We start from the raw sequence: 13,932 nt of genomic DNA on the forward strand, positions 1-13,932 counted from the left end.
ACCAGGTTGAACTGGGTCATAGGCACCCGAAAAATAAGCCGAAACGCCTCTGACCACTGGACGCTCCATGGGCGGCAGTATAGTATGCGGCAACATGTACACCTGTAATCGATGAGCCTATGCCCAAACTTCGATACTCCAAATTTGCTCTGGTCGCGGCCCTCTCCGGGGGAATGGCGGCCCTTTTGGCGTGTCTGCTGTTCTGGGGAAATGGCTGGAACCCCGCCCTGGCTGGTTCGCTCAATCTGCAACCACGCGCAGCCATTGGCAATGCCGAAGTTTCCGAGCCGCCAGCAGTGTCTTCCGCCGCTGCGGAAAACAATGCAGTACCGGCTGTTGCAGCACCCGATCCGACGAGTCCGGGGGCTGAACAGAACGGCAGCAATGAGGCAAACTCTGCTTTGCCCACTGCTGATCAGCAGCCAGCGCAGCAGTTAGAGCTGCAATCGGGCCCCCAGACAATCCAGCAGGCAGGCGCTGATTCCATCGTTCAACCTCTGACGGACGCTGATAGCGCAGAGCAGCCCCCATCCCCGGAATCATCCCAACAAACTGGAAAACCTGATTCTTCCGCCGCACCCAATGCCCCCGCCAAGGTCGCGGTACCGGATGCCGCAAAAGGCGCGGCGCAATCCGCAGCACAGCCTGCAACACCTGCGCACGATTCCAAGGTGCAGCTTTTTGGCACTGTGGAGTTCAAGCGCCCTTTATCTACTCTGCCGGGCTGGCTTGATCTGCTCAAGCGCAACCAGATGGATCCCATATTCATACCTGGCAAGGTGTTCAAAAAGGGCGTTACATGGGACACGTTCAAATCAAAAGCTCCGCTGAACAACAAGATGGAACTGCTGCGCTACGTGAATTCTTTCTGGAATACGTGGCCCTATGTGGAAGATATCGTCAACTGGCGGCAGGAAGACTATTGGGAAATTCCGGCGGAGTTTCTGAAAAAGTCTGGCGACTGCGAAGACTATTCCATTATCAAGTATTTTACTCTTAAGGAATTGGGCATTCCGCCCGAAAACATGCGTGTTGTGGTTGTGCGCGACACAATCAGAAATTTTGCCCATGCTGTTCTGGTCGTATACCTGAACGCCGATGCCTTTATTCTGGATAATCTCAGTAATTCAGTGCTTTCGCACACCAAGGTGCGGCAATACAGCCCGCAGTATTCGGTCAATGAGTTCGGTCGGTGGGCCCATATGAAGGGCCGCAAAATAGACTAAAGCCGCCGCAGGCATGCAGCGCGCAGCCCGCACCCTTGGTGTGGGCGGGTTTTCACCGCAAACGGTACGTTAATGCGCAATGTACTATAGGATAAGCCTATGAAAACGCAGGAACTTAATGAGCAGTCCGTTGCTGGTCGCTATCGTCTGAAAAAAGCCGCGGTGGCTGCTGTCAGCCTGTCGCTTTTTGCTGTGGCTGCGGCTGTGGCTTACGGCCTCTGCACCTTGCAGCTCAAGAACGTTACGCAGGATATTCTGAATAACCAGCGTGAAATGCAGCAATCGTGGGTGGATAAATCGCTGGAATCCATCCGCGCGTGGCATGCAACCGTTGTTGAGCAGGCGCGGCTGGTGAGCAGCGCGGAGATGTTCCGCCTGTTTGCCGTGGATGTGCGCAACCTTGGCTCCGATGGCGAGTCGCGCCTTTCCGCGCCTGATGCCATGGAAAACGGCGATGAATCGCTGCGCAATCTTGCCGAACAGATGGGCTATATGCAGGATCTGCTGCGGGACTTTGCACGCGGCAAAAACTGGGTTTCTGCAAGGATTGTTTCGCCCAAGGGCAATCCCTTTGTGGTGAGCAAAGGGGATGCACCCCTTGGCGAGGCCCAGGTGGCCCTTGTGACCCGCGCCGTGGACAGGAAAACTGTTGTTTTTGGTCCTGTGCGCGCCCTTGGCGACACAATGGTTATTGATCTGGCCGATCCCATGTACGAAGTGCTGGGCCGGGGCGAAAGCGTCCCCGTTGCCGTGCTTTTTGCCACTCTTCCTGTGGACAGGGTGCTGACGGCATTTCTTGCCCAGCGACAGGATCAGTACGGCGGACTGCTGCCGCGCATTTTGCAGGCCGGCGGCAGCGGCACAGAGGCCGTGCTGCTGCGCGATGCCAAACCTGCGCTTGAGCCAGTGCAGCACATGACGCCACTGGCTGACGGCCTTGGCTTCAAGCGTCGGCAGGGGCTTGTGGGCGGCGGGGAGGCCTATTCCCTCGGCAGCTACATGAACAGTCTGGGCTGGCTTGTGACCATTGAAGCTCCGGCAGATATGGTTGATGCGCTGGTGGAAAGCCAGGCAAAGCAGATATACGGTCTGGGCATTCTTGGCAGCCTTGGCACGGCGCTTTTGCTGGCCTTTATCTGGGCTTCGCTGGTGAGCCGCTCGCACAGGGCCACTGCCCAGCATTTCAAGCATCTGTACACGCTTATCCGCCAGCAGAAGATCATGCTCGACAGCGTCAACGCCTCGTTGCAGGCCGGGCTTATGCTCATGGACAAAAATGGGCGCTTGCAGATGTGCAACCCGGCCTTCTGCCAGATGGCGGGCAAGGACGAGGAAGCCCTCAAGGGAATCCCCGTGGGCGAGGCCCTGCCGGAAGATGCCGCCCTTCGGCTTATGGAGGGCATGGCCCAGGTAAGCGCCAGCGGCAAGGAAGGCAGCATAGAGATTTCTGTTCCCCAACCCGGGGATGTGCGCCTTTTCCGCGTGACCCTGTTCCCCTTTGAAGATCACGACAATTCCGGGGAAGAAGGCAAGGGCGGCTGCGTGGGTATTTTCCAGGATATTACGGAATTCCGCCGCCGCGCTGAGGCCGCGCGTGAACGTCAGGCCAACAGCATTGCCGCCCTTGTGCGGGCCATTGAAAGTGTGGACGTGAACCTCATCGGGCACTCCATGAAGATGGAGCATGTGGCAGACCTGCTCTCCGGCGCCATGAGCCTGCCCGACAAGGACAGGGAAACCCTGCGGCTTGCGGCCCGCCTTTCGCAGGTGGGCAAGATTTTTGTGCCGCGCGAGCTGCTCACCAAGAAGGGCAAGCTCACCCCCGAGGAACAGGCCGAGGTTATGCGCGCGCCGGAGTATGCCTATGGCATCCTGCGCGACATGCAGTTCAACCTGCCAGTGCCGGACGCCGTCTTCCAGATGGGCGAACGTATGGACGGTTCAGGCCTGCCCCAGCATCTGGCCGGGGAGGCCATCAATCACAATGCGCGCATTCTGGCCGTGGTCAACGCCTTCTGCGCCATGGTCAGCCCACGTTCCTACCGCGCGGGCATGCAGCCCGAAGAAGCCGTTGCCCTGCTCATGAAGGACAAGGGCTTTGACAGCCAGATTGTCAGCGCGCTTGCCAATGTTGCTGCGGCAGATTTGCAACAGGCCATTGCCACCGCCGATGCGGCCAGCAAAAAATCTGCTCATGCCGCAGAATCCGGTGTAATGGAAGGGCAGGACGGGCAAAGTGAGCAGGAAAAATCCGCTGGCTCACGGTCAGAAAATTCTGCCGCCGCCGAATAGAGAGCAGGGCGACATGACGGGCGCAGTGCAACAGTTGACGGTGCAGCAGGACGGCTCTGAAAAGATAGACGTGGCGATGAACATTTTCGCCAAGCCGTATCAGACAGCGCTCTCTGTCCTGTCACTGTTCAAGCACAGCGGCAGGCATGTTGGCAATGTCTGGTTGCAGTTTGAGCCTTATGGTTCGCAGTATGATATTGTCAGCCCCTATGCGCTGGTGCAGTATCTGGGCAGCCTGATAGGGGAGAGGTGCCGGGTTTTTCAGCCCGACTACTGGCTTGATCTCAATGCCGCAGACCCATCACGCTTTGCCGATGATGCCTACCGCTACGGCATCCGCTACCAGTACGCCTTTGAGCACAGCACGAGCCGCAGGCTGTTTCTTATGCACAACGATGTGCTTGTGCTCAAGGATGTGCTTGGCTATCTGGGCGGCCTCATGGGGGATGCCGTTGCTGTGGGCCATCTTGGTCAGTGCTGGAACTGCCCGGCCCGTGTGGCGGAACTGACGCGCGAGGTCATGGGCTGCGAACCGTGCGGGCCTGAGCGACACTTGGATTTTCGGCCTGATTACAGTCAGTTGCAGCAGCTTTATGCGCTGGCCCACCAGAGGAAAATTTTTGCAAGGCCGTATGACCGTGGCTTTGCTGGCATTTTTGATGCACAGCCCTGGCCCCTGCCGGAATGCCGCGTTAATGAATGGGCCTGCCTGCTTGATCTGGAAAAAACGCGGCCCCTGTGCGTGCCGCATGGCCCGGTGTTGCCGCCCGGAGCATACAGGCAGTGCGGGCCTGTATGCCTTGATATTGGCGTGGAGTGGTTCCGGGGGATGCATGCTCGCGGCATGACCGCCCGGCATGCCGATCTTTCACGCCACCTCAAGCATTGGGTAGGTACGGGCAAGGTGACGGCCCGCCTTTATGCTCTGGCAGAAGAAAATGCCCTCAAGATATTGCTGACAACCTTTCCCGATTACTGCGACTGGCTGCGCGGCACCATCGGCAACAAGCCGCTCGGCGTGAGCGATAGAGCCCGATAGTTCTTTCTTCATTTGTGGAATCCCTTGCCTCTCCCTTTCTGATTTTACTTTCAAGCTGACACAGCAGGCTTGTTTGGAACGCGAAAAGGCGTCGACCAAATGGCCGACGCCCGACACGGGAAAGAAAGGTTTGCAGCGCTATCCCCAACGCTGGGAGGGCCTTGCGGCCCCCCGGCCCTCTTTCTACTGCAATCTCTATTTTACCGCTTCATGCCAATAACGGTTTCCAGCATGTTGTCCACCGTGGTGATGGTCTTTGAGTTGGCCTGGAAGCCGCGCTGTGTAGCAATCATCTGCACAAATTCGCGCGACATGTCCACGTTGGACTGTTCAATGTTGTAGGCCTTGATGCTGCCAAAGCCATTGTCGCCTGCTACGCCCTGCCTGGCAAATCCAGATTCTTTTGTTTCAGAGTAAAGGTTGTTTCCTTCTCTGTACAAACCCTGCAGGTTGTCAAAGTCATACATGGAAATCTGGTACAGAGCCAAGGTTTCATTGTTGTCATACTTGCCGTAAATTATGCCGTTCGCATCAATGTTGAAGTTGTTGAGTACGCCTGATGCATACCCGTCAGCCTTTGATGCCTGTACAAGTGAACTACCGCTTGTCACGATGGATGCGCCGTTTCTGCGCACGGTTGTAGACATGGTGCACGGGGCGGTATTGTAGTCAATGGTGCCCTGAGTGGCAGGCGCAACTGGGGGAACAACTTTTAAATCATCCAAAGAGTTGGTGGAGTTGTTCCACGGTGTGGTACTTGTATCCCTCAGGCCCAGATCCAACTCAATGATACTTTTCTCAGCGAGGCTGTGATTGCTGCCGCCGTAGGATGAAACCTCGGATACGCTGTTGCTGAGGGCCGAGCCTGAGAAGTTGGCGTTGAACACAGGCAGGCCATTGTTGGAAACCTTGGTCGGTTGCCATGAAGTGGAAAGCGTAGGGTTAAGAGCGCACTGCATATCAGCGGTAGCGGTATCCTGAGCGCCATACGTATAGGCAGTCTGGTTGACAATCTGACCACTGACGTTGAAGACCAACTGCCCGGTCATGAGCATACCGGCCTTTTTGGTGCCCTGAAATGTCTGACTGTCTGCCGGAAGAATCGGATTGCCAGAAGAATCGTACGTCACCGGCGTGGTGCCGCCATATGTCCGGTTGTCTTCTGACGGAGGAATCGTCACAATGTATTCGTACACTGTGTAGCCGGAAGGCAGGTTATTAATTTTGTATGAGCTGTTGCTGGTGTCAACCTTGTCGTAGTAGACTGTGAGCTGGTGCTTTGTGCCACCCTCGTCATAGACGGTAATGGGGGAACTGGCTGCATATGCTGTGTCGGCAAGCGGCGTCTTCGTATTGGTGCCGTCCCACTGGTCGAACAGCGCTGTCATGGGGCTTGTAGTACTGGTCGTTTTGTCCATGCCGACGTCGTTCGACAACTGCATGGTGAAAGAAACACTCTGCGTGAGCTTGGGAGGAAGGTTCCAGCTGTCAAGCACGATATCCTTGGGCGAACCAGTACCTTTGTATGCAGTTGTTGAGGCTGAGCTGCTGCTGGTAGTTGTAGAACCAGAGTTGAAAACAACAGAAGAACTGTCATTGTCAACTTTCCAGCCCTGAAGAATCAAGCCCTGAGGATTTTGCAACTCGCGCTTGTTGTTGAAATAGAAATCGCCGGCACGGGTGTAGTACGCCTGCTCGCTGTCTTGCTTGCGGACTTTGAAGTACCCGTTGCCAGAAATAGCAAGATCTGATCCTGAATTGGTGGATTCAAGGGAACCCTGCGAGTAGTCGCCGAGCACCGCGTAGGTGCTGACGCCCTGGCCAATCTGGGTGGTGCCGCTTACGCTGCCGCTGTCGGTGTAGAGATAGTCGCTGAAGTCCGCGCGTTGGCCTTTGTAGGCCAGGGTGCTGACGTTGGCGATATTGTTGCCGACGACGTTCATTTTGTTCCCGTGCGCCATAAGGCCGGAAACGCTTGCCCACATGCTGGATGAGAGACTCATATCTTCCTCCGTGTCTAGGGATAGGGGGATATTTTTCCGGGTATGCAGTTTTGGGCTGCCTGCCCGCAATTTAACTATTCTGTTTAACTGCCAGATGAACTCGATGAACCGGAAGAATCCGATGAAGCAGCGGTGGTGGTCGCTTGCGTGACCTGCCGCACTTTTGAAAGCTCCATCAACTGGCCGCCATCAAGACCCAGATACACTGTGCCATTGTTGTTGACCACGCCTGTAACCTTGGCATCCACCACCTGGTCGGCAAGAACTGCTTCGCCGCTGGCGTTGAGCAGGGACAAATTGACCGTGTACACGCCATCCGGGGCAACTGTTCCGTTGCCGTTTTTGCCGCTCCAGTTGAACTCGTAGGTGGTTCCGGCTGCCTTGGGAGCCACAGTTTCGGTGTAGATGACGTTGTTTTCGGCATCCCGCACCGTAATGGTGCCGCTGGCAACGGCATCGTTGGGCGCATAGCGGAACTTGGTTATGGACGTCGTCTTTGTGGTTGCGTCCGTCACCTTGCCTATACTGTTGCCAGAGACGGTCACTTGCTTGCCGATGTACGACGTGGCGTTGATCATCTGCTGGTTGTTGGTGGCGTCAGTCAGCGACCCCATACTCGTATTCAGGTTGATGAGCTGTTCAAGGCTGGAGAACTGCGCCATCTGGGAGACAAATTCCTTGTCGTCCATAGGGTTCAGCGGATCCTGATACTTGAACTGCGTCACCAGAAGCAGCATAAAGGCGTTTTTGTCGAGGTTCGCGCCATTTTTCTGCTTGCCAACAACAGCATTGAACTCGTTGTTAGCCTGGGTGATTGCTGATGATACGCTGCTGGCCATACTTCATTCTCCTCACGGCCCGGTTCAGGCAACCACGTTGAGGTTGCTGGTGGTATATCTTGCCGTGTTGCCAAGAGAATGCACAGGCTGTTCCAAAGTTGAAATATCCATGTTTAAGCTGGAATTTCGAACTGTTGCAAGATTCTTCAGCCGGGAAAGTTCTTCCCTGCGGGCATCTTCTTCCTGCCGGGAATTGTGCTGGTTGAAATCCTGCCAGGATGCGCTGTTCTGCTCCTGCCGCGTTTCCTGCCGCACTTCAAGCTTGTCTACCTTGAGGCCCTGCTGCTCAAGATTCATGCGGATTGCATCGACCTGACGGCTGATCATGTCATTGGTTTCCGACTTTTCAGAACGGATCACCGCGCTGACCTCGCCATTGCGTACCGAAAGGGAAACAGTGATGGACCCCAGCTCCTGCGGGTTAAGTTGCAGGTCAAGCCGGGTGCCGCCGCCCTTGACGGTTGAAAGCATGCCCTGTTCAACCTGCTGCGCCACCTGCCGCCCGATGGGGGCAACGGCTGAGGGATCCTGCACGTCAGACGTGTTCTGGGCTGCATGGGCAGCTTGCATGGCCTGCGCTGCCGCGTAGGCGGGAGTGGAGCCGCGCCCTGTAACAGCAGCGGATTGCGTGTCTACCTTGCCCAGCAGATCGCCCCAGGCAGACTTGCCCTTTTGATCCTTGTCAGATTCGCTCTGTCCGGAATTACCGTCAGCATTCTTCTGACCCTTGTCGTCCAGAACAGCGGCCTGCTGAGTGGCAGACTGCGCGTGAATCTGATTGGCTGCGGGAGTTTTGTCCGATTGCGAAGATGGCAGCACATTGTTTTGCGCAGTTGTCTTACCAGTTTGCACGTCTGCCTGCGAACTTGCGCGGGAAGCTGCCTGCGACCCAGACTGCTGCGTTGTCTGCGTGTTTGACTGCTTCGCGGCTGTGGTGTCGGCAGTTCTTTCCGCGGGCATGCGCTGGGTCACTGTGGCCTTGTTTTCGGCTGTAGTGCGTTCCCCCTCATGCTTTGCGGCGGTCGCATCCTTGCCGATGGCTTCGCTCTGCGCAGCAATCTTGATATCGCCCGGCTCGGCCTTCTGGCCTGCTTCAAGGGTTTCACCAAGAATGTTGCTGCTTTTTTTCTGAACGGTTTTGTCTATAAGAGTCTTGCTCTGTTGCACCGTGCGGTCGCGCAGCGAACTGGCCTGCTTTTCTTGTTCCGTGCGCGCCCGTGCCTTGCTGATAATGGGCTGCAACGTGGTTTTGAGGGCAGTATCAAGAGTTTTTTGCGCAGCGGCCTGCGTGGTGAAAAAATCTGTCACCGGAGCCATAAGCGTGCCGAACTGTTCGTTCAGGCAGGTGATGGAGGCGCTGTTGCCAAAGCTGTTAGCCAGGGTTTGCAGGTTGGCAGTGCCAAGCCCAAGGCCGCGTCCAAGCGAGATGGCCTCACCCTGGCTAACTTCAAGGGTGCCCGCCGGGTCAAGCTTGTTCACAAAGGACGATATGGTGTTGAATGCCTGCTGTGTGTTGCCCTGCAACATCATGGCCTGAACATTGGTATCCAGAACGCCGGTTGGGTCGATCTTTTTAAGCAGCGAGGTGATGTTGGCCTTGTCCTCATCAGTGAGAACAGGGATGTCGCCGCCGCCCTTAACGCTGGCAGTTATCTGCGCGAGGGTTGCGCCGTCAGGCATTTCTGCCAGGGCCGCAAGCTTGGCAAGGCTTTCAGGCGCAGCGCCAGCCTTGATGAGCTTGCTGTGCATATCCTGCACTTCCTGCTTGGTAAAACAGACTTCGTTCAGCGTGTAGGTGACGCCGTTGCTGGTGTTGCGCGAATAAGGGCTTTGCACCTGCGCGGCTGCTCTGGCAGTGGGCGTAAAAGGAGTACTGGGCTTGGATTCTGGCTTGCCCTCAAAAACGGCGGCAGATGCGTCAGCCTCTTCAACGGCCTTCAGACTGGAGTTGAGGGCGTCCATAAAGGAAGACGTCCGCTCGTCATTGGGGCGGTTGTTGTTGGCGGCGTTCCAAAGCGTTTGGTTGGTGCTTACGCTTGTGGGAATAATCTGCATGGTTCACTCCTTGCGCCTTGAGCTATACAAGGAGTGTTCCAAAACTGTTGGTGTAATTAATTCAATGTGTTAAGTAAATGAGAATTGCGGGAAAAGGGCAATACTTGCCGAATATGGAGCATGCTAGGAGGCAGGATTGGCAAAAACAGGAGCCAGGGCGGCAAGCCTGTGCACTGCTGTGCGCCAGCCCTGCTCGCTGAAGCCTTCATTCTGCAAAAACATGTGCAGGTGCCCGGTGAACAGGCGAATCATGCCGGGCTGGACGCGCCAGAAATCATCGGGCAGGGGAGTGCGCTTTTTCAGGTGATCACTGCACAAGGCGCAAAGGTGGGCAAGGCGGGCGGCAAGGCGCCCAGCAAGTGCGGGATGTTTCGCGTGGAGGTTTGTCAGGCGCTGGCGCAGCAGGGTTTGCTGGCCTGGATCATACAGAAAAAGAAAGGCAGCCTGCCATACATCTTCGAGCTGGGGGCGACAGGAATTGCCGCGTGGCTCAGGGTAAGGTTTCAAGGTATGCAGGCCAAGAGCGTCACGCCCGGTTCGGTAAAGCGTAAGACCATTGTCTGGGGCCTTGCAGCAGGGCTTGCCGGTGGCAAGCTCCTGATGAATTTGCAGCGCAAGCTGGGCTACAGAAGCGGGCATGAAGGCCTGTTTGCAAAAAAGACGGCTGCGTCTGCACTGCCAGCAGCCTACGCAGCTCATGGCTGCGCGCAGTACCCACTGTCCGGGTGCAGATGGGCCTGTCTCGCGGGCGTGTACCGGCCCCATCGAGAGATTGAGCACTGGTACGCCAAGGTAATCGGCAAGGTGCATGGGGCCTGTGTCAGGCGTTATGCACAGGTCAAGCGTGCCCATGAGGGCCGCAACCTCGCGCAGGGCAAGCTTGCCGCACAGGTTTGCCTGCGCAAGGCCGGAACGGTGCGCCACTTCATCGCCCAGTTCCTGCTCGGCCTTGCCGCCCAGAAAAACCGGGGCCAGATCTGCCGCCGCAAGGCGCATGGCAAGCCGTGCCCAAAAAGCCGCATCCGGCCTTTTGGCTGCTTCGCTGGCCCCAAGCACCAAACCAACGCGGCGTGTTCCCGCTGGTTTGGGGCGCGAATGCCCCACAGCGGCAAGGTTGGGAGCGGGGGAAAGATCCAGCAGGTGCAGGTCGGCCCAGTGAAAGGCATTGGCGTGGTTATTCTGCGTCAGGGCCGCGCGGTACAATTGCCAGAAGCCCAGAACGCGTAATCCATCGCTGTCGGCCACAGGCCCAAGCTTGAGGGGAGGCTCAAGCCGCGCCATAAGCTGGGCCGCCACCGGGCTGCTGCTAAGATTGATCGCCGCCGCGTATGTTTGGCGGGCAAGCTCCTGGCAGTGTGAAGGGGGAAAAAATACTGCATCCGGCGCAAGCGGCATGAGCTGCTGAAAGAAAGCCGGTTCTGCCACAACCCACAGGGGATTGTGGGGCCAAAGCTGGCGCAGGCGGATAAGCAGGGGAAAGGTGAGGATCAGGTCACCCATGCGGTGCAGTTGCAGCACCAGAATCGGATCAGCAGACATTATCAGCCCCGGACGGCCTGACGGGCCGCAGGTGTGCCGTAAACCTCGCGCATGCGTTCCAGCATGGTCTGCAGTCTGTGTTGCCACGTGTGGCAGGCAAGCACACGCTGCCGGGCCGCCTGCGTAATGCGGCGGCGCTCTGTTGGGCGGGCGAGGTAGTGGCGGGCCAGTTCAGGGGCTTCATCCGGCTCATGGTAGCAGACGATTTCGTGCGGCTCAAAAAGCTGCTCCATCTGCTCGCGCCAGTCGGTAAGCACAAAACTGCCTGCGGCGGGCACGTCAAATACCCTCTGGTTGACCGCGCCCTTCATCTGCTTGCTGGTGCAGTTGAAGTTGATGGCTGAGTGCCCGTAAAAGAGGGGCAGTTCCGTGTAATAGCTCAGTGCGTCCAGATAGCGGGGTTGCAGCGGCTCGTGGCGAAATTCCACCTTCTGCCAGCCTGCATCGCCCACAATAAGCGGGCGCAGCGGCAGCAGACGCCGCACGCAGCCATTGCGGTACAAACGGGTGGCCTGCCAGGTGACAGCAGTTTCATAGGCCAGCTTGGCTTCGTTGTCCGGCAGGGCCTGATAGTGCGCATAGGCTTCTGGCTGGCAGTCGCGCAGAAAACCAGCAACCGAGCGGTGGTGGCTGTCCATGAACTCCTGGGCCACGGCGTAAAAGGAGAGCAGCAGCGGGCGTGGAAAATGCCCGTTTTTCAGCCTGCCGCCAACCTTGTAGACCATGGAATTGCCTACAAAGGAGATGTCTGCCTTCCATGCGGCTGGTGCGGATGCCCCCTTGGAGGGGTGAAAGCGATCTGGATCTGTGCCCAGAGGCAGGTAGAACACATGATCAAAACCCGCCGCGCGCAGGGATGAAATATTGTCGGAATCCCAGGTGAACAGGGTCGTCCAGGGGCTGACGCAACGGGAATACAGATGGATAATGAGGTGGGGATTGTCCACAAACCATGAAGCCAGGGGCAACTGCAAACGGGCCAGCAGGTCCATGAGCACACCCTCTACGTCCACGCCCATATGGTTGAGCGTAATGCAGCAGTCTGGCCTGAAAGCAACCACGGCTTCCAGCAGTTGCTGCACAAAATCCGCGCGGGCCAAGGCTTCGTCGCGGATGACCACCAGCTTGTACTCAATGCCAAGCTTGCGGCATGCGCCCTCGATTTCACCCATGAGGAAATACTTGCTGGTCAGCAGCAGTACGCGGGGGGTTGCATCGGCAAAGCGCGGCCCTGCAGCGCGGCTCCAGAAGTCAAACCTGGCGCTGGCGAGCAGATCTTTTTGCAGGGAACCATAATAATCGCGGTCAAGGCGCAGATAAAAGGGGAGGGCCAGAGGCAGAAGACGCAGGCCGCCGTGGAGCATCTGCCAGTGGGTCAACTCTGTAAGGGCATCCTGATGGCTCTGGCTGGTGATGAGCGTGATGCGCTCACGCTGGTTGGTCGGCAGGCTTTGCAGCACACCTGTGATGGCCTGAAGCCCGGCTTCCTTTTCCACCACGGCCACAGGCCCGTCAACGCACTGCAACACCTGGCGCAGTGCATGCCCAAGGCCGCAGCCAAGCAGAACTGGCAGACAATCGCGCTGCAATTCCTGCATCTGCCCGGTTACAACCGCGGTTTCACGTTCAGCGCCGCCAGGGCGCAGCATGTGAAAAACACGCTCGCCCAGCCTGACTTCAATATCGTCTGGTATCCCGGATTGTTGCGCGGTCTGGCCCTGATGTACGGAATGCTCGGAATACACCGCCGTAAAATGCGGCGTTTCAGTCTGCTTCATCATTTGGGACTCATCTGCGAGGGCTGCATGGGTTCCGCAATGATTTCATTGTCCACCAGGCGGAACAGCGTGCACTGGTATATGCGTTCAACAACCATAAACGCCCGTCCGATGGAGATTTCCACACCGGGGTATACGGTGCCCTGGCAGAGCAGACGGCAGTTCTGCATGTAGTTTTCGTCCTGGGCCAGTCTGCTCCACAGTTCGTCGCGTCGGTTGATGAGTTGCCTGCGCTGTAGCCGCAGGGCTTGCAGCTTGCGGGACGCATCGTTGGTTTCGGGCGGCAGATGTCCGGCGATGGCATTGAGATGGGTGATGGTTTGCGACAACTGAGCGATAATTTTGTCGATTTTTTCCAGCTGGCGGATGCTCAGGGGGTCGTACCCCAGATAAACCTTGGTGGCCAGGGCCGCCTTGTTGCCAAGCTGTCCGCCCACGTAAACGCTGCCGTAGGCGTTAGTCGTGCCGCCGTAGAGCTTGTCGCGCACAACCATGTTGCTGCCCGCGTATATCGTGCTGTACAGACAGGTTTTTTCAATAACCATGTTGCCGCGCGCGCGGGCGTCCACGCTTTCCAGAAAGGGAGTCATGAGCTTGTCGCCGGCATCAACCTTGCTGTGCTTGCCTGCGCCGCCCCGCACCCCGCCATCAATCATGAGATCACGGCGGGCTCGCACCACGCCGCCTTCAACCATGCCCATGATGCGCACATTGTTGCCCTGAACGGAAAACCCGGCGCGCACGGAACCGTGCACAGCCATATCGCCCACAAAAAAGATGTTGCCGGTCTGAAAGCTCACGTCCTGACGCACGTTGAGCAGGGTCTTTACGGTAATTTTGCCGTTAAGGTAAAAAACATAGCCCTTGGCGGCGGCAAGCAGATAGTTGGGATAGCGCGGATCTACGCGGGTGTTGCCACCCATGGGGAAGGCGTCATTTTCAAGTATGAAGCGCTGGTCAACCTTGGGCCCGGCTGCGTCCAGAGGTACAAGCTCAGCCAGTACCTGCCCGGCGATAACATTCTGGACGTAGCCCAGACTGTATACATCGGACTTCCCATTATCTCCACTCGGTTTGAGATTGAGATAATCGAAATCGGGATTGAAGTAATGCCTCAGATAGTATTGCACCATGCACCATCCGTCGGGCTGAAGGGCAAAA

The 13,932-nt window shown here is 57.2% G+C and carries 9 protein-coding genes; 3 read left to right on the forward strand and 6 right to left on the reverse strand.

What is annotated here, in order from left to right; translation table 11 throughout:
- The first annotated feature begins 119 nt into the window (after positions 1-119).
- From NE637_RS00350 to NE637_RS00360, 3 genes are all read left to right on the forward strand, one after another.
- On the forward strand, positions 120-1,226 hold the full coding sequence (locus NE637_RS00350; RefSeq protein ID WP_227118506.1) for a transglutaminase-like cysteine peptidase: 1,107 nt from the start codon (positions 120-122) through the stop codon (positions 1,224-1,226).
- A gap of 99 nt (positions 1,227-1,325) precedes the next feature.
- Complete coding sequence (locus NE637_RS00355) at positions 1,326-3,518, forward strand: HD domain-containing phosphohydrolase (RefSeq protein WP_227118507.1); 2,193 nt, start codon at positions 1,326-1,328, stop codon at positions 3,516-3,518.
- The gene (locus NE637_RS00360; RefSeq protein WP_227118508.1) at positions 3,463-4,557 is read left to right on the forward strand and encodes a hypothetical protein; all 1,095 of its coding nucleotides are present in this window, start codon (positions 3,463-3,465) and stop codon (positions 4,555-4,557) included. Before NE637_RS00355 ends, NE637_RS00360 begins: the two co-directional genes overlap by 56 nt.
- A 200-nt stretch (positions 4,558-4,757) precedes the next feature.
- On the opposite strand, the gene NE637_RS00365 is transcribed toward NE637_RS00360, so the two are convergent.
- The 6 genes from NE637_RS00365 to NE637_RS00390 form a co-directional block, all read right to left on the reverse strand.
- Positions 4,758-6,560: a flagellar hook protein FlgE gene (locus NE637_RS00365; protein ID WP_192111647.1), complete on the reverse strand. Its 1,803-nt coding sequence runs from the start codon at positions 6,558-6,560 to the stop codon at positions 4,758-4,760.
- 83 nt (positions 6,561-6,643) lie between these two features.
- Positions 6,644-7,399 (reverse strand): flagellar hook assembly protein FlgD, encoded by a 756-nt coding sequence (locus tag NE637_RS00370; RefSeq protein ID WP_192111648.1) that lies wholly within the window; start codon positions 7,397-7,399, stop codon positions 6,644-6,646.
- 24 nt (positions 7,400-7,423) lie between these two features.
- Complete coding sequence (locus tag NE637_RS00375; protein WP_227118509.1) at positions 7,424-9,454, reverse strand: flagellar hook-length control protein FliK; 2,031 nt, start codon at positions 9,452-9,454, stop codon at positions 7,424-7,426.
- 123 nt (positions 9,455-9,577) lie between these two features.
- Complete coding sequence (locus NE637_RS00380) at positions 9,578-10,993, reverse strand: glycosyltransferase family 9 protein (protein WP_227118510.1); 1,416 nt, start codon at positions 10,991-10,993, stop codon at positions 9,578-9,580.
- 2 nt (positions 10,994-10,995) lie between these two features.
- Entirely contained in the window at positions 10,996-12,774 is a 1,779-nt protein-coding gene (locus tag NE637_RS00385; RefSeq protein ID WP_227118511.1) for a CgeB family protein, read from the reverse strand.
- Positions 12,771-13,904: a FapA family protein gene (locus NE637_RS00390; protein ID WP_225529795.1), complete on the reverse strand. Its 1,134-nt coding sequence runs from the start codon at positions 13,902-13,904 to the stop codon at positions 12,771-12,773. Before NE637_RS00390 ends, NE637_RS00385 begins: the two co-directional genes overlap by 4 nt.
- Positions 13,905-13,932 lie beyond the last annotated feature (28 nt).

Source organism: Desulfovibrio desulfuricans (genome assembly GCF_024460775.1).
In the GTDB taxonomy this organism is placed as follows: Bacteria; Desulfobacterota; Desulfovibrionia; order Desulfovibrionales; family Desulfovibrionaceae; genus Desulfovibrio; species Desulfovibrio desulfuricans_E.